This window comes from Nocardioides sp. W7 (genome assembly GCF_022919075.1).
In the GTDB taxonomy this organism is placed as follows: Bacteria; Actinomycetota; Actinomycetes; order Propionibacteriales; family Nocardioidaceae; genus Nocardioides.
On record NZ_CP095078.1, the window covers coordinates 4666144 to 4690221 of the forward strand.

Consider the following 24078-nt stretch of genomic DNA (forward strand, 5'->3'; position numbering starts at 1 on the left):
CATTGTGCATGGCAGGACTCAGCAGCCGACGAGCCGCTCCGCGAAGAACCGGGCGATCCCCGCCAGGGGGATCCGCTCCTGCTCCATCGAGTCGCGCGAGCGGACGGTCACGGCGTCGTCCTCGAGGGTGTCGAAGTCGACGGTGACGCAGAACGGCGTACCGATCTCGTCCTGGCGGCGGTAGCGACGCCCGATCGCGCCGGAGTCGTCGAAGTCGACGTTCCAGTTCGTCCGCAGCTCGGTCGCGAGGGCCTTGGCCTTCGGCGAGAGGTCGGCGTTGCGCGAGAGCGGCAGCACCGAGACCTTGACCGGCGCCAGGCGCGGGTCGAGACGCAGCACGGTCCGCTTGTCGACGCCACCCTTGGTGTTCGGCGCCTCGTCCTCGGTGTAGGCGTCGACCAGGAAGGTCATCAGGCTGCGCGAGAGGCCGGCGGCCGGCTCGATGACGTACGGCGTGTAGCGCTCGTTGTTGGCCTGGTCGAAGTACGACAGGTCGGTGCCCGAGTGCTTGCCGTGCGTCGACAGGTCGAAGTCGGTGCGGTTGGCGATGCCCTCCAGCTCGCCCCACTCCGAGCCCGCGAACCGGAAGCGGTACTCGATGTCGACGGTCCGCTTGGAGTAGTGGCTCAGCTTCTCCTGGGCGTGCTCATAGTGCCGCAGGTTGTCGGGGTCGATGCCGAGGTCGACGTACCACTTGGTGCGCTCGTCGATCCAGTACTGGTGCCAGTCCTCGTCCTCGCCGGGCTTGACGAAGAACTCCATCTCCATCTGCTCGAACTCACGCGTGCGGAAGATGAAGTTGCCGGGGGTGATCTCGTTGCGGAAGCTCTTGCCGATCTGGGCGATGCCGAACGGCGGCTTCTGCCGCGAGCTGGTCACGACGTTGGCGAAGTTGACGAAGATGCCCTGCGCGGTCTCCGGGCGCAGGTAGTGCAGGCCGGACTCGTCCTCGATCACGCCGAGGTAGGTCTTCAGCAGCCCGGAGAACTGGCGCGGCTCGGTCCACGCGCCGCGGGTGCCGCAGTTGGGGCAGGCCAGGGTGGCCATGTCGACGGCGTCGGGGTCGTCGAGACCCTTCTTCTCGGCGTACTCCTCCTGCAGGTGGTCGGCGCGGTAGCGCTTGTGGCAGGACTGGCACTCGGTGAGCGGGTCGCTGAAGGTCTCGACGTGGCCGCTGGCCTCCCAGACCGCACGCGGCAGGATGATGCTGGAGTCGAGGCCGACGACGTCCTCGCGGGCCTGGACCATCGCGCGCCACCACTGGCGCTTGATGTTCTCCTTCAGCTCCACCCCGAGCGGGCCGTAGTCCCAGGCCGACTTGGTGCCGCCGTAGATCTCGCCGCAGGGGAAGACGAAGCCTCGCCGCTTCGCGAGGGAGACGACGTGGTCGACGGTGGTTGCGGGCGGCTTGGCCACGGGGTTCAGCTCCTGTGCTGGTGGTCGGTCGGCTGGCTGCCGGCCTCTTTCAGGGACGAACGATCAGCCTAGCGACCGGGACGCCTGGACATTGAGGTCGGTACCGGGCTCCACGGGCTCGTAGGCGCTCGGCTCGTCGAGAGCCCGGCCGAGCAGGGGTACGGCGTACAGCTTCACGTCGTACGACGACAGCGCGCGGCGGTAGGCGCCCACGTGCTCCCAGGTCGTGGTCAGCACCCACAGGGCCGGCTCGTCGAGGTTGCGCCCGATGGTGCCGTTCAGGTAGCCGGGGCGGTCCGCGAGCGTCGCCCGGGCGGTCTCGAGGTCGGCCCGGAAGGACGCCGCCTCGCTCTCGGGCACGCGGAACCTGTTCACGACCAGCACCGCGCCAGCCTAGTGGTCACCGCCGGAACTAGCGATCCCCGAGCCGGCACTCAGTTTGACAACGATTCTCAATACTTGTGAGAATCGTTCTCATGCAATTCGCCAGTCTCCTCTCCTCCGGCCTCGCCGTCGCCGTCGTGCTCTCCCTGGCCGGCTGTGCCGCGCTGACCGACAGCAGTGCAGGGGCGGTGGACTCCCGGACCGTGGCGGTCGGCCTCTACCCGCTGGAGTACGTCGCCGCCCGGGTCGCCGGCGACGCCTTCGAGGTCACGAACCTCACCACCCCCGGCGGCGAGCCGCACGACCTGACCCTGAACCTGCGGGAGACCGCCGTCGTCGCCGACGCCGCTCTGCTCGTGTACGTCGGCTCGCTCCAGCCGAGCATCGACGACGCCGCCGAGGAGGTCGCCGAGGGCGAGGTGCTCGACGCCGCCTCCGTGGTCGGCCTGCTCCCGTTCGACGACGGTCACGGCCACGAGGAGCACGCCGACGAGGAGCACGCCGCGGAGGAGCACGCCGACGAGGAGCACGCCGCGGAGGAGCACGCCGACGAGGAGCACTCCGCGGAGGAGCACGCCGACGAGGAGCACTCCGCGGAGGAGCACTCCGCGGAGGAGCACTCCGACGAGGAGCACGAGGGTCACGACCACGGCGAGGACGACCCGCACTTCTGGCAGGACCCGCTGCGGATGGCCGACCTGGGCGACGCGATCGCCGAGCGCCTGGCCGAGATCGACCCCGACGGGGCCGAGACCTTCGAGGCCAACGCCGCCGACCTGCGCGCCGATCTGGAGGCACTGGACCAGGAGTACGCCACCGGCCTCGGCGACTGCGCGATCACGACGGTCGTCACCAACCACGACGCGTTCGGCTACCTCGAGAAGTACGGCCTGCACCTGGAGTCGATCACGGGCATCTCCCCCGACGCCGAGCCGAGCCCCGCCACCCTCGTCCACCTGCAGGACCTGATCGAGGACGACGGCATCACCACCGTCTTCTCCGAGAGCCTGGTCAGCGCGAAGAGCGCCCAGACGCTCGCCTCCGACGTCGGGGTCCGCACCGAGGTGCTGGACACCGTCGAGGGACTGACCGACGAGACCGCGGACGAGGACTACCTTTCTCTCATGCGCCACAACCTCGCCAAGCTCGAGGAGGCGAACCGCTGTTGAGCGGCGCGACCCCGCCCGTGATCGAGCTCTCCGACGGCGCCGTGGCCATCGCCGGGCGGCCGGTGGTGCGCCAGATCGACCTGACGGTCCGCTCCGGTGAGTTCGTCACGCTGCTCGGCCCGAACGGTTCCGGCAAGTCGACCCTGGTGCGTGCGCTCACCGGCCTGCGTCCCCTGTCGCGGGGTTCGCTGCAGCTCTTCGGCACCCCGTTCGAGTCCTTCTCCGACTGGCACCGCCTCGGGTTCGTCCCCCAGCGCACCAGCGCCGCCAGCGGTGTACCCGCCTCGGTCGCGGAGGTGGTGGCCTCGGGACGGCTGACCCGGCGCCGGCTGCTGCGCCCCCAGAGCCGCGCCGACCGGGCCGCGGTCACCGCGGCGCTCGACCTGGTCGGCCTGGCCGACCGGGCCCGCGACAACGTCGCGACGCTCTCCGGCGGCCAGCAGCAGCGGGTGCTGATCGCCCGGGCGCTGGCCGGCGAGCCCGACCTCTTCTTCCTCGACGAGCCGACCGCCGGCGTCGACCTGCCCAACCAGCACGCGCTCGCCGAGGCCCTCGCCGCGCTCTCCCGCTCGGGGAGCACGATCGTGCTCGTCACCCACGAGCTCGGCCCGCTCGCGCCGCTGGTCGACCGCACCGTGGTGCTCCGCGACGGTCGTCTCGTGTACGACGGCCCGCCGCTGGCCGTCGACGACGCCCACAGCCACCACCACCCCCACGAGGGCCGTCACGACCACCATCCCGGTGTCGTCGCGCCCCTGGACCGGACGCCCGATCCGCACAGCGAGGACGTGACCTGGTGATCGACCTCCTCAGCTACCCCTTCATGCAGCGAGCGCTGCTGGCGGCCTTCGTCACCGGCCTCGCCGCCCCGGTCATCGGCACCTACCTCGTCCAGCGACGCCTGGCCCTGCTCGGCGACGGTCTGGGCCACGTCGCGGTGACCGGGGTGGCGCTCGGCCTGCTCACCGGTGTCGCGCCGACCTGGACCGCCGTCGTCGTCGCGGTCCTGGGGGCCATCGCCATCGAGATGATCCGCGACCGCGGCCACACCAGCGGCGACCTCGCGCTCGCCCTGCTCTTCTACGGCGGTCTGGCGGGCGGCGTGATGATCACCGGGCTGGCCGGCCAGAGCGGCGCGACCCTGCAGCGCTACCTGTTCGGCTCGATCACCTCGATCTCGCTGGCCGACATCTGGTTCACCCTCGCCCTGGCCCTGGTGATCCTGCTGCTCGGTGTCGGCCTGCTCCCCCAGCTGTTCACCGTCGCCCAGGACCAGGACTTCGCCCGGGTCGCCGGGCTGAACGTGCGCGCCTACAACCTGCTCGTCGCCGTGCTGGCCGCGGTGACCGTCACCGTCGCGATGCGCACGGTCGGGCTGTTGCTGGTCTCGGCGCTGATGATCGTGCCCGTCGCCGCGTCCCAGCAGCTGGCCCGGTCCTTCCGCGCGACGATCGTCGGCGCGGTCGTCGTCGGCGCCGGATCGGGGGTCGGCGGGCTGCTCGTGTCGGCGTACCTCTCCGAGAGTCGCGACCTGACGGTCGCTCCCGGGCCGACGATCGTGCTGCTCGCGCTGGGGTGCTTCGCCGCCACCTGGCCGGTCGGCATGGTCTTCCGGCGCCGGGCCCGGCTGCGGACCCCGTTCCCCGCCGTCGAGCCGGAGGCCCACGAGGTCTGCGGCGAGCACGCCCACGAGCACGGCCGGGACTGCGGCCACGTGGCCGTCCCGCACGGCGACCACGTCGACTACGTCCACGACGGCCACCGGCACGCGATCCACGGGAGGCACTATGACGAGCACTGAGACGAACCCGCCCCTGCGACCGACCCGGCAGCGGCTCGCGGTCGTCGAGGCGATGGGGTCCTTCGAGGACTTCCGCTCGGCGCAGGAGATCCACGAGCTGCTGGGTGAGCGGGGCGAGACCGTCGGCCTCGCGACCGTCTACCGCACCCTCCAGCGGCTGGCCGAGGCCGGTGAGGTCGACATGCTGCGCACCGAGGACGGCGAGGCGATCTACCGCCGCTGCTCCGACACGCACCACCACCACCTGGTGTGCCGATCCTGCGGACGGACCGTGGAGGTCGAGGGGCCCGCCGTCGAGCGGTGGACCCGGTCCATCGCATCCGAGCACGGCTTCGTCGACGTCAGCCACACCCTGGAGATCTTCGGCACCTGCCCGAGCTGCGCCTGACCTGACATCACAGCTGAGGCGCGAGCGGCTCCTCCAGCGGGAGCCGGACCCGGAAGACACTGCCGGCGCCCAGCACGCTCTCCACCTCGATCCGCCCTCCGTGCGCCTCGACGATCTGCTTGGTGATGTTCAGCCCCAGACCCACGCCCGGGATGGAGCGCTCCTCGGCGAGCCGGGAGCGGAAGAAGCGTGTGAAGAGCCGGTCGCGATCGGCCGAGGAGATCCCGATGCCGGTGTCGCGGACCTCCAGCTGCGCGCGGTCGCCGTCGACGGTCAACGTCACGTCCACCCGGCCGCCGCGCTGGCTGTACTTCACGGCGTTCGACAGCAGGTTGTCGGCCACCTGGCCCAGCCGGCGGGGATCGGCGTACATCGGCAGGACGGCGGGGGCCAGCAGGTGCAGCGTCACGCCCGCCGCCTCCGCGGCCGGACTGGCGGCCTCGACCGAGTCGCACACCCCGCTTTCGCGCACGATGCGAGCCGAGACCGAGAGGGCCCGGCGGGTCCGCGGGTCGCGACCGACCCAGATCCGGCAGTCGTCGAACTCCTCCTCGCTCATGGCCCGGAAGGTCGGTGTCAGCTCGCGTGCCAGCAGGGTGCTGCCGTCCTCGGCGTACACCTCACCGGTCTGGCCCGCGATCCCCCCGTGCCCGTCGGGGTAGGCCAGCCGGATGAAGTCCTCGTGGCGGCGGTTCATGCTCTGGTAAGCACCGGCGCGGGAGAGCAGCACCAGCCCGACGTCCACGGTGTCGAAGATGGCGCTCGACATCCGCTGCTGGTGCTGGATCGTCTGCTGTGCCGAGGCGCCCGCGACCGTGACGCCGACCGCGACGATGGCCGGGAGCACCGAGCGGGACAGGTTGGCGCCGCTCGCCCCGAGGTAGAGCAGACCCGGCAGCGCCTGGAAGAGCGCGACGGCCAGCCCGCAGATCACCGCGCCGCGCAGCGCGCCGAAGCGGCCGAGCCAGAGGGCGGGCAGCACGACCAGGATGGCCAGGCGCTGCCCTCGGGGCTCAGCCGGCAGGTGCCCACCACGACGATGTCGAGGACGGCGAGCACCGCGATCGTCTCCCGTGGCACCCGATCCCAGGGCACGACCATCGTCACCGTGGTGACCAGCACCAGGAGCACCGCCGCGAACACCGGCCACGACACCAGGTCGTAGCGGGCGCCGCCCCGCATCCGGAAGGTCAGGTCGATGGCCACCAGCAGCGTGAAGGCCGCCTGGAGGACACGCGGATCGTCGGCGTCGGCCGTGCCCCAATCGCGCAGGAAGGCGGCCACCCCGCGACGATCCGACACCCGCCACCCCCTCGGGGCCCAGCCTGGCAGAGTTCGCTCAGGCCCGGTTGGGAACCGCCCCGCCGTACCGCCGGTCACGCCGGGCGTACTCGTCGATCGCCGCCCACAGGTGCCGGCGGTCGACGTCGGGCCACAGCACGTCGGAGTAGACGAACTCGCTGTACGCCGCCTGCCACAGCATGAAGTTCGAGAGCCGCTGCTCCCCCGAGGTGCGCCAGACCAGGTCGGCATCGGACTGCTCGGGCACGTAGAGGTGGCGCGCGAAGACCTTCTCGTCGATCTTCTCCGGGTTCAGCCGGCCGGCGGCCACCTCGCGGGCGATGCTGCGGGCGGTGTCGGCGAGCTCGGCCCGACCGCCGTAGTTGACGCACATCGTCAGCGTGCAGACGTCGTTGTCCTTCGTGAGCTCCTCGGCGACCTGCAGCTCCTTGATGACCGACTTCCACAGCCGCGGTGCGCGTCCGGCCCAGCGGACCCGGACGCCGAGCTCGTGCATCTCGTCGCGGCGCCGCCGGATCACGTCGCGGTTGAAGCCCATCAGGAACCGCACCTCGTCGGGCGAGCGGCTCCAGTTCTCGGTTGAGAAGGCGTACGCCGAGACCGCCTTCACCCCGATCTCGATCGCCCCTTCGACCACGTCGAACAGTGAGCTCTCGCCCTGCTCGTGGCCCTTGGTGCGCGGCAGACCCCGCTCCTTGGCCCAGCGACCGTTGCCGTCCATCACGACCGCGACGTGCCGGGGCACCAGCTCCTTGGGGATCGGGGGCGGGGTGGCTCCCGACGGGTGCGGGGTGGGCGGTCGGACCTGGCGCTTCACGGTGCGAGCCTAGTGGCGCGGTGCCGGGCCCACCTCAGCGCTCGACGTAGGCCAGCGAGCGCAGGCTCCGCTCCAGGTGCCAGGCGAGGTACGCCGCCACGACGCCGCTCGCCTCCTTCAGATGCCGTGGCTCGGCGAGCTCCACCGTCGGCCAGTCACCGGCGAGCAGCGCGCCCATCAGCAGCAGCGTCTCCCCAGCGGGGCTCGCCGAGCCCGGCACCCGGCAGGTCGCGCACAGCACCCCGCCCATCGAGTGGTTGAACCAGCGATGCTCGCCCTCCAGGCCGCACCGGGCGCAGTGGTGGAACGTCGGGGCGTAGCCGGCGACCGCGAGCGAACGGAGCAGGTAGGAGTCGAGCACCTGGCTCGGGCCACGCTCCCCCGAGGCCAGCACCCGCAGCCCGCCGACGAGGAGCAGAAACTGCTGCAGCGCCGGCTCCTTCTCCTCCGAGACCAGCCGCTCGGCGGTCTCGAGCATCACCGTGCCGGCGGTGTAGCGGTCGTAGTCGAGTCCGAGCCCGGCGTGGAAGAGGCTCAGCGTCTCCGCCTGGGTGATCGTGTCGAGGTTGCGCCCCTCCGCGAGCTGGAGGTCGACGTGCGTGAACGGCTCGAGGCGGGAGCCGAAGCGGGACGTCGTCCGGCGTACCCCCTTCGCGACGGCACGGACCCGACCGCGGTGGCGGGTCAGCAGGGTGATGATGCGGTCGGCCTCCCCCAGCTTGTGGGTGCGCAGCACGATCGCCTCGTCGCGGTAGAGAGGCACGCCCCCATTGTGCGTCGCTCAGCCGTCGCTGCGGCGGCGACGCCCCGAAGGACGCCCGGTCGTACGACGCGCCACGGCCGGTGTGTGCCAGCAGCCGAGCGCGAAGCCCGCGGCGGCCCGGTCGAGCCGTTCGGGCCGGAGCCGCCACTCCAGGATGCTGCGCGCCCGCAGGAAGGTGGCGTTGGGCAGCTCCTCGGCCAGCATCGCCGCATCGGCGGCGGGGTGGATCGGATCGGCCGGGTGCCCGACCACCAGGGCAGGAGCCGTGATCGCCCGGCGCTGGCGCGAGGACGGCGCCACCCGGCCGAAGAAGAGGCCGTGCACGACCGCGGCGACGGAGTCGGCCCGCTGGTCGAGGGTGTCGAGCGCGATGCCCGCCCAGAACGGCACGATCCCGCGGGGCACCGGCCGGGTCAGCAGCCGGACGCCGTCGACGGTGAACGGCAGGAACCGGGCAGCGAGCAGCAGCGACCCGAACGCGACGATCCCCGCCTCGAGGGCGTTGTTGAGCACCGGCATCTCGGCGATCAGCCCCCGCACCCGCTCCGGGGCCAGCACCGCCACCTCCAGGGAGACGTTGGCCCCCAGCGAGGTGCCGCCGACCACGGCCTGGGCCGCGCCCAGGTGGTCGAGCAGGGCCAGGACCTGCTCGGCCCAGGCGTGCATCGAGTACGCGTGCGGGTCGGCCGGCCGGTCCGAGCGGCCGTGGCCCAGCAGGTCGAGGGTCACGACGTGCAGTCCCTGGGCCGCCAGGGCACGGGCCAGGGGCTGGTGCATCCGACGCGGCATCAGCTGGCCGTGCAGCAGGACGACCCACGCGTCGCCCGCGCCGTACTCGGTGTACTCGAGGCGGTCGCGCCCCGCCTCGCTCTCCACGAAGAGCTGCCCGATCCGCTCCGAGACCAACATGGACCGCAATCTAGTCCGCCTGCACGGCGGAGGCTCCGCGATGGGAGGATGTCCGCCATGCCACCAGGGGGTCACCGGTATGTCGGCTGGCCGGTCACCCTCCTCCTGCTGACCATGACCCTCGTGGCCGGGGTGACGACCGTCGTGGCCGATCCCGGCGAACCGATCACCTACCGCTGGCCGGTGGCCGGGTTCGCCGCCGCGACCCTGGTCCTCGCGCCGCGGCACCGCTGGTCGGTCGTCGCCCTCGCGATCGCGGCCGCAGCGGGCGGCACGCACCTGCTCGACGGTCAGGGCGTCGCCCTCAGCCTCGCCTTCGCACTGGCCTGCACGGCCGGCGCGCTCCTCAGCGCCGTGCTCCTCACCGCGCGCCGGGGCGACGCGCGGCCCGGGCTGACCACGCAGGAGGACTTCCTGCGGCTGCTCGTCGCCGCAGTCCTCGGCGGTGCCGTCGCAGCCGGGCTGATCACCCTCGGCGTCGCCGTCCTGACGGAGGGCGCCTCGCTGCCGACGGCGTTCGGGTTGACGTACGGCGCCCACTCCGCAGCGGTCCTGGTCACCCTCCCGGCCGCGCTGACGCTGACCGGCCCCGGGCCGAGCGGCCGGCTCGGGGAGCTGGTGTTCCAGGCGAGCGCCGTCGCGATCGTGACCGTGGCGGTCTTCACCCCCGGCCAGCATCTGCCGCTGGTCTTCCTGCCGCTCCCGCTGCTGGTCTGGGGTGCGCTGCGCTTCGACATCCGCACGGTGGCATTCGAGGTACTGCTCTTCAGCGGTCTCGTCACCTTCCTCACCGCGCGCGGCTACGGGCCGTTCGGTGGCGCCATCGACGCCGGTCTCGTGGACGGCAACGGCGCCACCGGCATGCGCCAGGCCTACCTCGTCTGCGCCGCCGTGCTCACGCTGCCGCTGGCGATCGCCGTACACCAGCGCCTGAAGCTGCTGCGGCGCGTCACCGCGGACGAGCAGCTGTTCCGGCGCAACTTCACCGAGTCCCTGATCGGCATGGTGCTGATGCATCAGCGCGGGGAGGAGCTCGTGATCGTCGACACCAACGAGACCGCGGCCCGGATCCTGGGCGGTGAGCGGGACGCCATCGTCGGCCGGACCCTGGAGTCGCTGCTGGTCGTGGAGGGTCGGGTGCCGACGTCGTTCTCCCGGGTCCACCCCGACAACCCGCACGGCTGGCGCGACCACGCGGAGGTGGCGGCGCGGCCCGGCAGCCGGGTCGAGGTCGCCGTCTCACTGCTCACCAAGCAGGCGCCGACCCGGATCTGGTCGGCGCAGCTGCTCGACGTGAGCGCCGAGAACGACGCCCGCCACCGGCTCGAGGCCGCCGAGAAGCTCACCAGCGCCACCCTCGACACCACCGCCTGCATCATCCTGGTCACCGACCGCGAGGGCCGGATCGTCCGGGCCAACGCCGCCACGACCGACCTCACCGGGTACGCCGCCTCCGAGCTGGTCGGCCGGCGGGTCCGGGACACCGCGTTCGAGCCTGCCGACGCCGGCGACCTCGAGGCGATGTTCAGCTGGCCGGACCGCTCCGGCGTCCCGCCGACCCGCGAGGGGGACCTGGTCTCCAAGGGCGGCGAGACCCTCCGGGTCGTCTGGAGCAACAACGTCGTCCGCGACGAGTCCGGCTCGCCGACGTACGCCGTGCTGACCGGCATCGACGTCACGGCCGAGCGCGCGTCGACCGGGATGGTCGACCACCTGATGCGGGCCTCGTTCACGACCGCGCTGGTCGGGATCGACACCGCGGGCCGGGTCACCGTCGTCAACTCCGGCGCCCAGCACATGCTCGGCTACGGGCCCGACGACATCGTCGGTCAGCCCTTCACCCGCATCCTCGACCCCGACGAACTCCTCGCCCGCACGGGCGCCGGAACGGTCGCGGAGGCCTTCGACCAGCTCATCGCCCAGGTCGGCGTGGACGGCGAGACCCGCCCGCGCGACTGGACCTGGGTGACCCGCTCCGGACACCACCAGACCGTGTCGATGACGCTCAGCGTCGCCGAGGACCCGTTCGCCTCCCAGGTCGGCTTCCTCTGCGTGGGCCGCGACGTCACCGACCAGCGACAGGGCCAGGAGATGCTGGTCGCCGCGCTGGAGAAGGAGCGGACCGCGGTCGAGCGGCTGCGCTACCTCGACGAGGCGAAGGACGAGTTCGTCTCGACCGTCTCCCACGAGCTGCGCACGCCCGTGACGAGCATCGTCGGCTACACCGAGATGCTCTCCGACGGCACCCTGGTGCGCCCCGACCCGGCCCAGGTGCCGCTGCTGGAGACGATCGCCCGCAACGGCCAGCGGCTGATCGTCATCTGCAACGACCTGCTGCTGCTCTCCGGGCTCGGCGCCGACAACCTCAAGTGGAAGCGCGAGCCGGTCGACCTGGCCGAGACGCTGGCCCCGGTCGAGGAGGCGATCCGGCCGCTGGTGGCCGGTCGCGACCTGAGCGTCACCTTCCAGCCGCCCGCCGGTGCGGTGCCGGTGCTCGGCGACCGCTCACAGCTCGAGCGGGTGCTGCTCAACCTGCTGAGCAACGCGGTGAAGTTCACCGACGACGGCGGCATCGTGCGGTGCCGCCTGGCCGTCGACGGCACCGACGCGGTCGTCACGGTCTGCGACACCGGCATCGGCATCCCCGTGGAGGAGCAGGACGGGCTGTTCCAGAAGTTCTTCCGCAGCTCCACCGCTCAGGAGCGCGCCATCCAGGGCACCGGGCTGGGTCTGTCGATCGTCGCCGCCATCGTCTCCGGCCACCGGGGACAGATCTCGGTCGAGTCCGCCCACCTCGCCGGCACCACCTTCACCGTCCGCATCCCCCTCGCCCCCTGAGATGGGCCGAGTCAGCACTACTGGTGCTGACTCGGCCCACTACTTCTGCTGACTCGGCGGGGAGGAGGTGGTCAGGCGCGGCGGTTGACGGCGCTGATGACCGCCTTCAGGGACGCGGTGACGATGTTGGCGTCGACGCCGACACCCCAGAGGATCTCGTCGCCGACGGCGCACTCGACGTACGCCGCGGCCAGCGCGTCGCCGCCCGAGGAGAGGGCGTGCTCGGCGTAGTCGAGGACCCGCACGTCGAACTGGTTCGGGAGCTCGTTGATCGCGTTGACGAACGCGGCGATCGGGCCGTTGCCCGAGCCCTCCAGGGTGCGGATCACCCCGTCGAGGTAGACGTTGACGGTGAGAGCGTCCTTCTCCCCCGCGGCCGAGGAGGTGTGCACCGAGTTGAGCTTCAGCGGCACCTCGCGGTCGAGGTACTCGGCCCGGAAGATCCCCCAGATGTCCTCCGGCGTGACCTCGCCGCCCTCGGCGTCGGTGTGCTGCTGGATGACCCGGCTGAACTCGATCTGGGCCCGGCGCGGCAGGTCGAGCTTGTGCTCGGCCTTCAGCACGTAGGCGACGCCGCCCTTGCCGGACTGGCTGTTGACCCGGATCACGGCCTCGTAGGTGCGGCCGACGTCCTTCGGGTCGATCGGGAGGTACGGCGCCTCCCAGGCGATCTCGCCGACCGGGATGCCCAGCTCGGCGGCCCGGATCTCGAGGTCCTCCAGGCCCTTCTTGATCGCGTCCTGGTGCGAGCCCGAGAACGCCGTGTAGACCAGGTCGCCCGCGTAGGGGTGGCGCGGGTGGACCGGCAACTGCGTGCAGTACTCGACGGTACGGCGGATCTCGTCGATGTCGCTGAAGCTGATCATCGGGTCGATGCCCTGGCTGAACAGATTCATGCCGAGGGTGACCAGGCAGACGTTGCCGGTGCGCTCGCCGTGGCCGAACAGGCAGCCCTCGACGCGGTCGGCGCCGGCCATCATCGCGAGCTCGGTCGCGGCGACCGCCGTACCCCGGTCGTTGTGGGGGTGCAGCGAGATCACGGTGTTCTCGCGCCGGGTCAGCTGACGGGAGAACCACTCGATCTGGTCGGCGTAGACGTTCGGCGTCGCGGACTCGATGGTCGCCGGCAGGTTGAGGATGATCTCGCGGCCGTCCTCGGGCTGCCAGATGTCGGAGACGGCCTCGCAGACCTCCAGCGAGAACGGCAGCTCGGTGGAGGTGAAGATCTCGGGGCTGTACTCGTAGCCGATCACCGTGGTGTCGAGGTGGTTCTCGACGTGCTTCATGACCAGCTCGGTGCCGCGGACCGCGATGTCCTTGATCTCGTCCTTGCTCGCGCGGAACACGACGCGGCGAAACAGCGGGGCCACCGCGTTGTAGAGGTGGATGTTCGCGCGCGGCACCCCGACCAGCGACTGCACGCTGCGCTCGATCAGGTCCTCACGGGCCTGGGTCAGCACGGAGATCGTGACGTCGTCGGGGATGTGCTCGCCCTCGATCAGCTGGCGCACGAAGGAGAAGTCGGTCTCCGAGGCCGACGGGAAGCCGACCTCGATCTCCTTGTAGCCCATCCGCACGAGCAGCTCGAACATCTTCATCTTGCGCGCCGGGCTCATCGGGTCGATGAGGGCCTGGTTGCCGTCGCGCAGGTCGGTCGAGAGCCAGCGCGGCGCCTCGGTGATCGTCTGCGACGGCCAGGTCCGGTCGGGCAGGTCGATGGGCGGGAAGGGCTGGTACCGCTGGTGCGGCATGCGGCCGCTCTGCTGCTTCGGAATGGTCATGGGGTCCTCGATGCCTGGTTGCTGGGAGCCGGTCGCGCAGCACTCACCCGCAGCGAGGGGGTCCGGCGTTCAGACCTCGCTGCGGCAGCGAAGGAGGAGCAGTCGCGTCATGACCTCTCCAGGGTAGCCCACCCCCACGGCGTACCGCCTCCGGGCTCTACGAACGAGCAGGTCAGGGCGGTTCGGTGAAGAATCATCCCTAAGGGTGAGGCGTCTCGGACCGGTCGCGAAGCCCGTCCACATTAGGTTCGTGGCCATGACGTCGACCACCCCCGGGCGGGCCACGCTCGGCCCGGTCCGCCTCGGCGTGCTGGACGAGCCAGAGCTCGTCGCCACCGGCCTCGCCGGCATGCTCGGTCCGCACAGCGACCGCGTCGAGCTGGCCCTCCTGGACGACTCCACGACCTCGACCGACGGCCTCGACGTCGTCCTCTGCGACCCGCTGCTGCGCGACCGGGGCGCCCGCGACCACGTCGAGCAGGTCGCCGGTCTCGGCACCGCCCGGGTCCTCGTCTACACCTGGAACACCCGGGCCCCGGGCCTCAGCGAGGTCATCGAGGCCGGCGCCCTCGGCATCGTGCCGAAGTCGTCGACGACTCGCGAGCTGCTCGCGGCCGTCGAGGCCGCACACCGGGGCGAGACCGTCGACGGCGTGCCCCACGAGACGGTCGAGGTGTTCCCGCTGCTGAGCCAGCGGGAGTCGGACGTGCTGCACCTGATCTGTCGCGGCCTGAGCAACCTGGAGATCGCCACCGAGCTGTACGTCAGCGTCAACTCGGTCAAGACCTACATCCGGCAGATCTACGCCAAGACCGGAGTCGCCCGGCGTACCCAGGCCGTCGCCTGGGCGCACCGCCAGGGCTACTCCCCCTGATCCACCCCCACTGATCCACTCCCACTGGCCACTCTCACTGGCCACCCCGACGGGCGGCGTGCCGGTCCGCGGTGCGGGTACTCGGTCGGTATGAAGCTCTCCAACCGGGTGATGGCGGCTTGGGCCATCGCCGTCTTCGTCGCCATCGGCCTCGTGCTGATCCTGATCGCCACCCTCGAGGGTGACGACACCGACTACGTCGACCAGCAGCCCGCCGACACCCTGGGAGTCCTCCGATGAGCCGCAACACCCGTCTCCTGCACGCCACTCCCGACGAGGTCTGGGACGTCCTGGCCGACGGCTGGCTCTACCCGCTGTGGGTGGTCGGCGCCTCGCGGATGCGCGAGGTCGACGACCACTGGCCCGAGGTCGGGGCGTTGCTGCACCACTCCGTCGGCAGCTGGCCGCTACTGGTGGACGACAACACCGAGGTCCTGGAGTGTGTCCCCGGCTCGATGCTGAGGCTGCGGGCGCGCGCCTGGCCCGGCGGCGAGGCCGAGGTGGTCCTGCGCCTGGAGGCCTCCGGCACCGAGACCGAGGTCGTCATCGAGGAGGACGCCGTCGCCGGCCCCGCCCGGCTGGTGCCGAAGCCGTTGCGCGACGTACCCCTCGCGTGGCGCAACGTCGAGACGCTGCGGCGGCTCGCCTACGTGGCGGAGCGGCGTCCGTGACCGCGGGCACCGTCGAGTTCGGAAGCCTCCGGATCAGGTACGACGACCGCGTGCTGCGGCCGCGGCCATGGACCGCCGCCCAGTCGGAGTGGGGCGCCGAGCTGCTGCGCACCGGCCCCGCGGGAACGGTGCTGGAGCTGTGCTGCGGTGCGGGTCAGATCGGCCTGCTCACGATCGCGCGGGAGGCCCGCCCGCTGGTGTGCGTCGACCTGAACCCGGTCGCCTGCGACTTCACCCGGCACAACGCGACCGCGGCCGGGGTGGCGGAGCTCGTGGAGGTCCGGGAGGGCGCCATCGACGAGATGCTGCAGCCGCAGGACCGGTTCGCGCTGGTGCTGGCCGATCCCCCGTGGGTGCGCCGCGCCGAGACCGACCGCTTCCCCGAGGACCCGCTGCTGGCCATCGACGGCGGCGACGACGGGCTCGACGTCGCGTGGCTCTGCGTGGGCGCCGCATCCGCGCACCTCGTGGACGGCGGGTCGGCCCTCCTCCAGCTGGGCACCGTCGAGCAGGCCCAGCGGGTGGGTGCCGGCCTCGCGTCGTACGACCTGCGACTCGCCGAGGTGCGTGAGCACGACGGCGGGGTCGTCGCCCGACTCGCCCGGCCGTAGCCGACGGCAGGGTCAGGAGGGCCGGAGCTTCGCCGGCAGCACCTGGTGGGTGCCGTCGCACCAGGGCTTGCTGGCGGACTTCCCGCACCGGCACACCGCCGAGACCGGGCGGCTGGTGCGGTGCGCAACGCCCTCGGCGTCCTGCACCACGTGGTCGCCCCGCAGCAGCATCGGGCCACCCGGGCACAGGATGACGTCCGGGTGGTCGTAGCTCTCCGCTTCGCTCATGCCGCACCCCATTCGGCCAGCTGCCGGCGGGCGAAGCGGTCCTCGAGGTCGAGGCAGGAGAACGCGCCGAGGAAGACGTCGTCGGCCAGTGCCGGCTCGGCTCCGACCAGGGCACCGCAGATCGTCCGGGCGGCGAGCTGCTCGTGCACCGCGTCGGCCTCGACGTGCTCGGTGTAGTACTCGATCATCGCGGGCGCCATGCCGAGCCGTTCGAGGCCCTGGGCCATCCGCCTCGACGGCAGCGAGCTGGTCATCTCGAACGCGGCCAGGTGCCCGAGCGCGGCGCCGCGCAGCCGGCGGTGCAGGCCGAAGAGCGACATCACGTTGTTCTGCTCGAGGATCTCCAGCGGCGCGTCGTCGACGTACGCCCCGTAGTCGGCACGCAGGCCGAGCGCGTCCATGCCCAGGGCCCACAGGTGGCTGTGCAGCCGGTTGGGGTCGCCGCCGCCGTACTCGTCGAACTGCAGCTCGACCAGCGCGGCCTTCGGCCCCGTCGGCAGCCGGGGAATCACCCACGACGTGGGGTCGGCCTCCTTGAGGTGGTAGATCGAGCGCACCCGGAACAGGTCGAGCACCTGCTCCTCCGTGGCCGTGCTCTGCACGTGTCGCGCGAGCGAGGCACCGTCGTGCTCGGCCACGTAGCCGAACAGCGCCTCCGCCAGGTCGCCCTCCCAGGCGTGCGGGACGTATCGACTACGCAGCCGGTCCTCGAGGTCGATCTCCAGCTCTCGGCGTACCCCCAGCAGACCGGGGTGCCACTCCAGCGCGTCGTCGACCCCGTCGAAGCCCCGGTAGTGGAGCTCGTAGAGCGCCCAGAGCGCGATCGCGGCGTCCTCCGCCGACTCGGGCGAGGGCGTGGCGATCCGGTCGGGAGCCGTGGCGAGCGCCTCCAGGACCGCGGCACTCAGCGGGCCACGGGCCTTCGGGGTCAGCACGCGTCGTCCTCGGCCTGCGCCGACTCCAGCCACGGGCCACGGCAGTCCTCGAAACCGGGGCGGCTGCCGCCGAGCTGCGGCGGCGCGGTCGTCGTCGTACTCATGACCGGGAAGTACCCGCGTCCCATCCGCCACACGCGGACCGAAAGGGTGAGCCATCCGCGTGGACTGCATCATCCCGGCGCGGCGGGGGAACCGAGCGGGCATGAGCGAGACCAAGGATGCCCGACCGGATGCCGACCGCGACCCGGACGAGGGAAAGGTGGCCTCCCCCAGCGACCTCGACAAGCGATCCTGGTTGTACGTCGTCCGCAAGACGGTCCGCGAGTTCAGCGACGACCAGTGCACCGACCTCGCCGCTGCCCTGACCTACTACGCCGTGCTCGCCCTGTTCCCCGCCGCGATCGCGCTGACCTCGCTCCTCGGTCTCGTGGGCCAGGGCACCAAGGCGGTCGACGAGGTGCTGAGCATCCTCGAGGACCTCGGCGCCGGTGGCGTGGCCGACAGCATCGGGCCGACCCTGCGCGACATCAGCTCCTCCCAGGGCGCGGGCCTCGCGCTGATCCTCGGTCTGGCGGGTGCCCTGTGGTCCGCGAGCGGGTACGTCGGCGCCTTCGGCCGCGCGATGAACCGGGTCTACGAGATCGACGAGGGCCGGCCGATCTGGAAGCTGCGGCCGGCGATGCTGCTGCTCACCATCGTGCTGGTGCTGCTCGCCGCAGCGGTGCTGCTCGCCCTGGTGCTGACCGGACCGGTCGCCGAGTCCGTCGGCGACGCGGTCGGGCTGGGCTCCACCGCCGTACTCGCCTGGCAGATCGCGAAGTGGCCGGTGCTGCTCGCGGTCGTCGTGCTGATGGTCGCCCTGCTCTACTACGCGACGCCCAACGTCAAGCAGCCGAAGTTCCGCTGGGTCAGCGTGGGGGCCACGCTGGCGATCCTCACCTGGCTGCTGCTCTCGGCCGCCTTCGGCTTCTACGTCGCCAACTTCTCCTCCTACGACAAGACCTACGGCGCGCTGGGCGGTGTGATCGCCTTCCTGCTGTGGCTGTGGATCACCAACCTGGCCCTGCTCTTCGGGGCCGAGCTGGACGCCGAGCTGGAGCGCGGGCGCGAGCTGCAGTCCGGCATCGCGGCCGAGGAGACGATCCAGCTGCCGCCCCGCGACACCCGCAAGATCGACAAGGCCCGCGACAAGGAGGCCGAGGACGTCCGCCGCGGCCGCGCCATCCGCCGCCACCACGGCAAGACCGACGACGGAGGGACCGCATGACGCTCGTCTCGCTCTGGCAGGACCGCCACCCCCGCACGCCCGGCGAGGTGGGTGAGCTCTCGGGCGAGGTCGACACCGTCGTCGTGGGCGCCGGCATCACCGGCCTGACCACCGCGCTGCTCCTCGCGCGCAGCGGGCAGTCGGTCACGGTGCTGGAGGCCGACCACGTCGGCGTCGGGACCACCGGCCGCAGCACCGCCAAGGTGAGCCTGCTGCAGGGGACCCAGTACTCCCGCATCGCCCGCCGGCACCCCGAGCCCGTGCTGCGCCAGTACGCCGAGGCGAACCGCGAGGCCCAGGCCTGGGTCGTCCGCTTCTGTGACGAGCACGAGGTCGACTACCAGCGGCGCCCGGCGTACACCTATGCCAACGGCGCCTCCGGCGAGCGAGCGATCCGAGCCGAGCTGGACGCCGCCCGCACCGCCGGGCTGGCCGTCGACTGGCAGGACGAGGTGCCGCTCCCCTACCCGACCCGCGGCGCGGTCCGGCTCGACGACCAGGTCCAGCTCGACCCGTGCGAGCTCCTCGACGCGCTCTCGCTCCAGGCGGCGGCGCACGGTGTCCGGATCGTGGAGGGCGCCCGGGTGACCGGCGTCAGCGGCCGGGACCCCGTGCGGGTGCTCACGGCCTCCGGCGAGCTCGCCGCGACCCGAGTCGTGGTGGCCACGAACATGCCGGTGCTGGACCGCGGGGGCTTCTTCGCGCGGATGTCACCGTCGCGCTCCTACGGACTGGCCTTCCGTACGCCGAGCGCGCTCGTCGACGGCATGTACCTCTCCGCCGACACTCCGTCCCGGTCGCTGCGGGACGCCCCCGACGGCGACGGCACCCTGCTGCTCGTCGGGGGCAACGGCCACAAGGTCGGCGGTCCGGTCTCCGAGCAGGGCCGGATCGACGAGCTGCGCGCGTGGACCGCCCGCTGGTTCCCGGACTCCGAGGAGACCCACGCCTGGTCCGCGCAGGACTACCTGCCCCACCACGCGCTCCCGTTCGCCGGCCCGCTCCTCCCGGGGCGCGACGAGGTGCTCGTCGCCGGCGGGTACTCCAAGTGGGGCATGACCAACGGGGTCGCGGCCGCGCTCGCCCTGTCCGCCCGCGTGCTCGGCGGTCGAATGGACTGGGCCGAGGCGTTCCGGCCCTGGCACGGCACCGAGCTCCGCGGCCTGCTCGACGCGGCTCGCATCAACGGCGAGGTCGGGCTCGAGATGGCCGGCGGCTGGCTGCGCCCGGCCCTGCACCCCGGGGCCGGGTCGGCCCCGACCGAGGGCGTGGGCACCGTCCGGTACGACGCCCTCCGGACCCCCACCGCGACCTCGCGGGTCGACGGCGTCGAGCGTCGGGTCTCCGGCGTCTGCACCCACCTGGGCGGGATCGTGCGCTGGAACGACGCCGAGAAGAGCTGGGACTGCCCCCTGCACGGGTCCCGGTTCGGGCCGGACGGGGAGGTCCTCGAAGGTCCGGCGGTCTGCGGACTCACGTCCCGGTGACGGTCGGCGCCCCCGGACACGGACTCGCCCCCGTCCCGGAACTGCGTGAGTCGGCGACGAGGGCGAACCGTTCTTCTGGTCCTCAAGTTACCCGGTCGTCGGCGGGCAAACTCACCTCAGACGGGATTCACCCGCTCGGGTGACGGTCGCCGGATCAGGTGGCGATGAACAGGATCGCGTCGCGGTCGTACTCGAGGCCGGGATGCTCGGCGCCGAGGTGCTCCTGGGTCAGCGTGACGAGCTCGTCCTCGTCCTTGCCGACGATGGAGGTCCCGCAGGGGCAGCTCAGCCTGGTCTTCACGGCGGCAGACTACGCCGTCGAGCCGAGTCCGTGGGCGAGTTCGGCCCACACGACCTTGCCGTCGTCGGTCTGCTCCAGACCCCACGACACCGACATGGCCGAGACCAGCAGCAGGCCGCGACCGCCTTCGCGGGTGTCGCTGGTCGGCTGCGGCTCCGGGGTGCCGTCGCCGCCGTCGTGCACCTCGATCCGGACGGTGCTCGGGTTGTGGTAGACCCGCACCTGGTACGACGACTGCGCGTGGTTGAGCGCGTTCGCGGCCAGCTCGCTCACCACCAGGATCGCCTCGTCCTCCAGGTGGGAGAGGTCCCAGTCGGCCAGGGTGCGGCGTACCAGCGACCTCGCCTCGCGCACGCTGCCGAGCTCCTGCGGCAGATCGGCCACGGCCATGGCCCGCAGCGGGCGCACCACCGAGACGAGCAGGTCGACGAGGTAGTCGAGGTTCTCGTTCTTCAGCACGTAGCCGGCGGCCTGCTCCTCGTACCACGAGCGGTCGTCGGGGTCGGCACCCGAGAAGACCACCACCTTGGTCGCCGGGGCGGCCTCGCGGACCCGGGCCAGCACGTCGCGGCCGGCCAGGTCGGGCAGGCCCAGGTCGAGCACGACGACGTCGGGCTGCAGGGTGGTCGCCAGCTCGACGGCCTCGGTGCCGGTCGAGGCCTCCCCGCTGACCTCGAACCCGCCCCGGAAGCGCAGCGCGGTGCGCACCAGGCGGCGCACGTCCAGGGCATCGTCCACGAGCAGCACCCGGATCGGGACCTGGGGCTCGCCGCCCTCCGTCACGGGTGCACTCATGCCTGGTGGGAGGCGGCGGGAAGGGTCAGGACGAAGGCGCGCTCGGCGGCGTCGTACGACGCGTCGCCGCCCTGGGCGCGGGCGAGCTCGCGCACGATGTGCAGCCCGAGCCCGGTGCCGCCGCGGCTGCCGGTGGCGAACCGGTCGAACAAGCGCGGCTGCATCTCGGGCGCGACACCGTCGCCGCCGTCGCGCACCACGAGGTCGACGACCGCACCACGGGTCCGCGCGTGCACGCGCACCGGCGAGCGGCCGTGGCGCAACGCGTTCGTCAGCAGGTTGTCCATGGCCTGCGTCAGCCTTCCGGGGTCAGCGAAGATCGTGGCGTCCTCGTCTCCCTCGATGAGCACCACCGCCTGAGGATGCGCCTTCTGGAGCGTCGCCGCAAGCACCGACAGGTGCTGATGGACAGCGATCGGCTCCGGCCGCAGGTCGAGGGAGCGCGCCTGCAGGCGTGAGGTCGTCAGCAGGTCCGAGAGCAGCCGGTTCAGCTGGACGGCGCTGGCCGTCATGCTGAGCAGGAACTCGTCGCGCTCGTCCTCGGCCAGCTCCGACCAGTGCCGGTGGAGCGTCTCGGCCGACATCGCCAGCACGCCGACGGGCCCGCGCAGCTCGTGCGCCGTGACGGCGAGGAACTGCGCCTGCTCGTCGGCCGCCCGCTGCAGCTGGACGTTCGCGGCCTCCAGCGCCTCGGCCGCGCGGAGCCGTTCCGTGACGTCGCGGGTGACCTTGGCGAAGCCGACGTGGCGCCCGCTCTCGTCGCGGACCGTCGTGATGGTGACGTGCGCCCAGAACCGGCTGCCGTCCTTGCGGACCCGCCAGCCCTCCTCCTCGTAGTGGTTGTCGCGCAGCGCCAGCACCAGCTCGTGCTCGGGGTGCTTCGACTCCTGCAGCTCGGGCGGGTAGAAGACCCGGAAGTGCCGGCCCACGATCTCGTCGGCGCGGTAGCCCTTGCTCCGTTGCGCACCGGCGTTCCAGCTCGCGATGTGGCCCTCGGGGTCCAGCATGAAGATCGCGTAGTCCTGCACCGCGTCCACCAGCAGTCGGAACCGCTGCTCGCTCTGGCGCAGCTGATGCGCGGCGACCCGCTGGATGCTGACGTCCTGGGCCTGGAGGAACAGGTAGAGCGGCGCCCGGGCGGCGTCGCGCACCGGGGTGACCGTCGCCCGCAGGTAGACCTCGGGCCGGTCGGTCACCGGGTGCTCGACCTGGACCGCGTCCTCACCGCCGTCCACGACCTGCTCCAGGACGGACAGCAGCGCGTGCCCGTGAGCCCCCATCAGGTCGGCGTACTCGCGTCCGACGAGCTCGTCGAGGGAGCGACCGGTCAGGAGCGCCAGGCTGCGGTTGGCGCGCACCACCCGGCCCGCCAGGGTCAGCGTCGCCATGCCGATCGCCGCGTCCTCGAACACCTCGCGGAACCGTTCGAGGTGCTCCACCAGGACGGGGTCGCCCGCTTCGGCCGGCCCGGCAGCCGTCGCCGCGGGCTGGTGCCCGGCCAGGATGGCGAGCAGGTCGTCGACCATGGAGGCGAGCGACCCGGACTTCTTCAGGTACGCCGCCGCCCCGAGCTCCCGGGCCCGCTCGGCGAGTCCCTGTTCCTCGAACCCGCTGTACATCACCACGACCGTCTCGGGAGAGGCCTCCCGCACCGCCGGGAGGGCCTGAAGCCCGTCGACGCCGGGCATCGAGACGTCCAGGAGCAGCATCGCGGGCCGGTGGCGGGTGACGAGCTCGATCGCCTCGACCCCGTTCGCCCCCTCGCCGAGGACCTCCAGGCGCCGGCTGAGGCTGATCCGGGTGCGGAGCAGACGGCGTACGTCGGCCGCGTCGTCGACGATGACGATAGTCGGCACCGCGCTCATGGCCGATGAACGTACCGGACGCCGCGGCTCGCGGTCGCCGTGTCCATCCCCGCCGCCGTTCACCTATCGGGGTGAGATTCGCTGGTTGGAGTTTCAACCGGGCGGAGGGCGGGGCAGGAGGACTTCATGACCTCTGGAGCGCTCCACCGCGAGACGCCGGACGACGTCCGGCGCGAGAAGACCGCTTCCCTCCTGGCCGAGGCGGCGACGTGTCCACCCGAACAACGCACCCACCTGCTGGACGAGGTGGTGGTGCTGAACCTGCAGGTCGCGCACGCGGTGGCGCGACGTTTCCGCAACCGCGGGGTCGCCCTCGAGGACCTCGAGCAGGTGGCCGCGTGCGCGCTGGTGCGCGCCGCCCGCAAGTTCGACGTCGCGCAGGAGCGCGACTTCCTGAGCTACGCCGTGCCGACGATGTCGGGCGAGCTGAAGCGCTACTTCCGCGACCACGGCTGGACCGTGCGGCCGCCGCGCCGGATCCAGGAGATCCACGCGAAGGTCCACCACCTGCGCCGCACCGGCAGCCACGACGGCTCGCCGATGCCGGCCGCCGACATCGCAGCGGAGCTCGACGTCCCCGTCGCCGACGTGCTCGAGGCGCTCGAGGCGCGCGGCTGCTTCCAGCCCGCCTCCCTCGACCACCCCGTGCGCGAGCAGGGCGACGTCACGGTCGGCGACCTCCTCACCCTCGACGACGAGGCCGACCGCGAGGCCCTGGAGGCCCGCGTGATGCTTCAGCCGGTGATGCGCCAGCTGTCCGAGCGCGACCGCCGCATCCTGCACCTGCGCTTCGCCGAGGACTGCACCCAGCAGCAGATCGGCGAGGAGCTGGGCGTGACCCAGATGCAGGTGTCCCGCCTCCTGAACCGGATCCTCGGTCAGATGCGCGAGGACCTCAGCGCCGACCGACCGGACATGGTCGACGCCGCCCGCTGACGCGGCCCGCCTGACTCCCGGTGACCGGGGCATAGCCTCGGGCTCGTGCCCCGGTTACTGATCGTCCATCACTCCCCCACGGAGACCGTCCGCTCACTGGCGGACTCGGTCGTGGCAGGAGCACACGACGACGCCCTGGTGGGGGTGGACGTCGTCGTCCGGCCGGCTCTGGAGGCGAGCGCCGCGGACGTCCTCGCCGCGGACGGCTACCTGCTGGGGACGACGGCCAACTTCGGCTACATGAGCGGTGCGTTGAAGCACTTCTTCGACACCGTCTTCCTGGAGGCCGGCGGCGCCCTCGCCGACGACGGGTCCGCGGGCGCCGCCGCTTCTCGCACCCGCAAGCCGTTCGGTCTGTGGGTGCACGGCCGCTACGACACCACGGGCGCCGTGCGCTCGGTGCTCGCGATCACCGGGGCCCTCGGCTGGCGTCAGTCGGCCGAGGTCTTGGAGGTGCTCGGCGACATCGGCCCGGAACAGCACGAAGCCGCCTACGGGCTCGGGGGCACCGTGGCGGCTCTGTTGCTGCAGTGAGTC

The 24078-nt window shown here is 72.0% G+C and carries 26 protein-coding genes; 13 read left to right on the forward strand and 13 right to left on the reverse strand.

Translation table 11 applies throughout. The features are described 5' to 3' along the window. Positions 1-18: 18 nt before the first annotated feature. Together MUB56_RS21795 and MUB56_RS21800 are read right to left on the reverse strand one after the other, a co-directional pair. On the reverse strand, positions 19-1416 hold the full coding sequence (locus MUB56_RS21795) for a glycine--tRNA ligase (RefSeq protein ID WP_244929107.1): 1398 nt from the start codon (positions 1414-1416) through the stop codon (positions 19-21). 63 nt (positions 1417-1479) lie between these two features. Continuing rightward, positions 1480-1800, reverse strand: coding sequence for an antibiotic biosynthesis monooxygenase family protein (locus tag MUB56_RS21800; RefSeq protein ID WP_244929108.1), 321 nt, complete (start codon positions 1798-1800; stop codon positions 1480-1482). 92 nt (positions 1801-1892) lie between these two features. Between MUB56_RS21800 and MUB56_RS21805 the strand changes: the two genes are divergently transcribed. From MUB56_RS21805 to MUB56_RS21820, 4 genes are read left to right on the forward strand one after another with little or no spacing between them, the layout of a single operon-like run. Further along, positions 1893-2969 (forward strand): metal ABC transporter substrate-binding protein, encoded by a 1077-nt coding sequence (locus tag MUB56_RS21805; RefSeq protein ID WP_244929109.1) that lies wholly within the window; start codon positions 1893-1895, stop codon positions 2967-2969. Continuing rightward, a complete protein-coding gene (locus MUB56_RS21810; RefSeq protein ID WP_244929110.1) occupies positions 2966-3769 on the forward strand; it encodes an ABC transporter ATP-binding protein in 804 nt (267 codons plus the stop codon). Before MUB56_RS21805 ends, MUB56_RS21810 begins: the two co-directional genes overlap by 4 nt. Continuing rightward, entirely contained in the window at positions 3766-4770 is a 1005-nt protein-coding gene (locus MUB56_RS21815; RefSeq protein ID WP_348536700.1) for a metal ABC transporter permease, read from the forward strand. Before MUB56_RS21810 ends, MUB56_RS21815 begins: the two co-directional genes overlap by 4 nt. After that, on the forward strand, positions 4757-5158 hold the full coding sequence (locus MUB56_RS21820) for a Fur family transcriptional regulator (RefSeq protein WP_244929111.1): 402 nt from the start codon (positions 4757-4759) through the stop codon (positions 5156-5158). Before MUB56_RS21815 ends, MUB56_RS21820 begins: the two co-directional genes overlap by 14 nt. Positions 5159-5165: 7 nt before the next feature. Here the strand turns inward: MUB56_RS21820 and MUB56_RS21825 are convergent, their stop codons facing one another. Genes MUB56_RS21825 through MUB56_RS21845 form a run of 5 tightly spaced genes read right to left on the reverse strand, consistent with a single transcriptional unit; the run spans position 5166 to position 8949 of the window. Then, complete coding sequence (locus MUB56_RS21825; protein WP_244929112.1) at positions 5166-6140, reverse strand: ATP-binding protein; 975 nt, start codon at positions 6138-6140, stop codon at positions 5166-5168. After that, positions 6089-6442 (reverse strand): hypothetical protein, encoded by a 354-nt coding sequence (locus MUB56_RS21830; protein WP_244929113.1) that lies wholly within the window; start codon positions 6440-6442, stop codon positions 6089-6091. Before MUB56_RS21830 ends, MUB56_RS21825 begins: the two co-directional genes overlap by 52 nt. Before the next feature lie 55 nt (positions 6443-6497). Then, positions 6498-7277: an isoprenyl transferase gene (locus MUB56_RS21835; RefSeq protein WP_244929114.1), complete on the reverse strand. Its 780-nt coding sequence runs from the start codon at positions 7275-7277 to the stop codon at positions 6498-6500. A gap of 34 nt (positions 7278-7311) precedes the next feature. Then, a complete protein-coding gene (gene recO / locus MUB56_RS21840) occupies positions 7312-8040 on the reverse strand; it encodes a DNA repair protein RecO (RefSeq protein WP_244929115.1) in 729 nt (242 codons plus the stop codon). 18 nt (positions 8041-8058) lie between these two features. Then, positions 8059-8949, reverse strand: a complete 891-nt coding sequence (locus MUB56_RS21845) for an alpha/beta hydrolase (protein WP_244929116.1) — start codon at positions 8947-8949, stop codon at positions 8059-8061. A gap of 57 nt (positions 8950-9006) precedes the next feature. Here MUB56_RS21845 and MUB56_RS21850 point away from each other — a divergent pair, with 57 nt between their 5' ends. After that, positions 9007-11787, forward strand: coding sequence for a PAS domain S-box protein (locus MUB56_RS21850; protein WP_244929117.1), 2781 nt, complete (start codon positions 9007-9009; stop codon positions 11785-11787). Positions 11788-11858: 71 nt separating this feature from the next. On the opposite strand, the gene leuA is transcribed toward MUB56_RS21850, so the two are convergent. Next, entirely contained in the window at positions 11859-13568 is a 1710-nt protein-coding gene (gene leuA / locus MUB56_RS21855; RefSeq protein WP_244929118.1) for a 2-isopropylmalate synthase, read from the reverse strand. A gap of 256 nt (positions 13569-13824) precedes the next feature. On the opposite strand from leuA, the gene MUB56_RS21860 reads away from it, so the two are divergent. The 4 genes from MUB56_RS21860 (at position 13825) to MUB56_RS21875 (ending at position 15724) form a co-directional block, all read left to right on the forward strand. Then, positions 13825-14442: a response regulator transcription factor gene (locus MUB56_RS21860; protein ID WP_244929119.1), complete on the forward strand. Its 618-nt coding sequence runs from the start codon at positions 13825-13827 to the stop codon at positions 14440-14442. Positions 14443-14532: 90 nt separating this feature from the next. Then, a complete protein-coding gene (locus MUB56_RS21865) occupies positions 14533-14682 on the forward strand; it encodes a hypothetical protein (protein ID WP_244929120.1) in 150 nt (49 codons plus the stop codon). Beyond that, positions 14679-15113, forward strand: coding sequence for an SRPBCC family protein (locus MUB56_RS21870; protein ID WP_244929121.1), 435 nt, complete (start codon positions 14679-14681; stop codon positions 15111-15113). The genes MUB56_RS21865 and MUB56_RS21870 overlap by 4 nt, the downstream gene beginning before the upstream one ends. Further along, a complete protein-coding gene (locus MUB56_RS21875) occupies positions 15110-15724 on the forward strand; it encodes an RsmD family RNA methyltransferase (RefSeq protein WP_244929122.1) in 615 nt (204 codons plus the stop codon). Before MUB56_RS21870 ends, MUB56_RS21875 begins: the two co-directional genes overlap by 4 nt. Positions 15725-15736: 12 nt before the next feature. Here MUB56_RS21875 and MUB56_RS21880 read toward each other — a convergent pair whose 3' ends face one another. Together MUB56_RS21880 and MUB56_RS21885 are read right to left on the reverse strand one after the other, a co-directional pair. Next, complete coding sequence (locus MUB56_RS21880; protein WP_244929123.1) at positions 15737-15952, reverse strand: CDGSH iron-sulfur domain-containing protein; 216 nt, start codon at positions 15950-15952, stop codon at positions 15737-15739. Beyond that, the gene (locus tag MUB56_RS21885; RefSeq protein ID WP_244929124.1) at positions 15949-16887 is read right to left on the reverse strand and encodes an iron-containing redox enzyme family protein; all 939 of its coding nucleotides are present in this window, start codon (positions 16885-16887) and stop codon (positions 15949-15951) included. Before MUB56_RS21885 ends, MUB56_RS21880 begins: the two co-directional genes overlap by 4 nt. Before the next feature lie 205 nt (positions 16888-17092). Between MUB56_RS21885 and MUB56_RS21890 the strand changes: the two genes are divergently transcribed. Together MUB56_RS21890 and MUB56_RS21895 are read left to right on the forward strand one after the other, a co-directional pair. Then, a complete protein-coding gene (locus tag MUB56_RS21890) occupies positions 17093-18157 on the forward strand; it encodes a YihY/virulence factor BrkB family protein (RefSeq protein ID WP_244929125.1) in 1065 nt (354 codons plus the stop codon). Next, positions 18154-19644 carry an FAD-dependent oxidoreductase gene (locus MUB56_RS21895; RefSeq protein WP_244929126.1) on the forward strand — a complete coding sequence of 497 codons (1491 nt, stop codon included), beginning with the start codon at positions 18154-18156 and terminating at the stop codon, positions 19642-19644. The genes MUB56_RS21890 and MUB56_RS21895 overlap by 4 nt, the downstream gene beginning before the upstream one ends. A 154-nt stretch (positions 19645-19798) precedes the next feature. Here MUB56_RS21895 and MUB56_RS21900 read toward each other — a convergent pair whose 3' ends face one another. Genes MUB56_RS21900 through MUB56_RS21910 form a run of 3 tightly spaced genes read right to left on the reverse strand, consistent with a single transcriptional unit; the run spans position 19799 to position 22605 of the window. Beyond that, complete coding sequence (locus tag MUB56_RS21900; RefSeq protein ID WP_244929127.1) at positions 19799-19945, reverse strand: DUF1059 domain-containing protein; 147 nt, start codon at positions 19943-19945, stop codon at positions 19799-19801. A 9-nt stretch (positions 19946-19954) separates the two neighbouring features. Next, positions 19955-20740 carry a response regulator gene (locus tag MUB56_RS21905; protein ID WP_244929128.1) on the reverse strand — a complete coding sequence of 262 codons (786 nt, stop codon included), beginning with the start codon at positions 20738-20740 and terminating at the stop codon, positions 19955-19957. Further along, positions 20737-22605: a PAS domain S-box protein gene (locus tag MUB56_RS21910; protein ID WP_244929129.1), complete on the reverse strand. Its 1869-nt coding sequence runs from the start codon at positions 22603-22605 to the stop codon at positions 20737-20739. Before MUB56_RS21910 ends, MUB56_RS21905 begins: the two co-directional genes overlap by 4 nt. Positions 22606-22731: 126 nt before the next feature. On the opposite strand from MUB56_RS21910, the gene MUB56_RS21915 reads away from it, so the two are divergent. Next, positions 22732-23541 (forward strand): sigma-70 family RNA polymerase sigma factor, encoded by an 810-nt coding sequence (locus tag MUB56_RS21915; protein WP_244929130.1) that lies wholly within the window; start codon positions 22732-22734, stop codon positions 23539-23541. Positions 23542-23586: 45 nt separating this feature from the next. Continuing rightward, entirely contained in the window at positions 23587-24075 is a 489-nt protein-coding gene (locus MUB56_RS21920) for a flavodoxin family protein (protein WP_244929131.1), read from the forward strand. Positions 24076-24078: the final 3 nt, after the last annotated feature.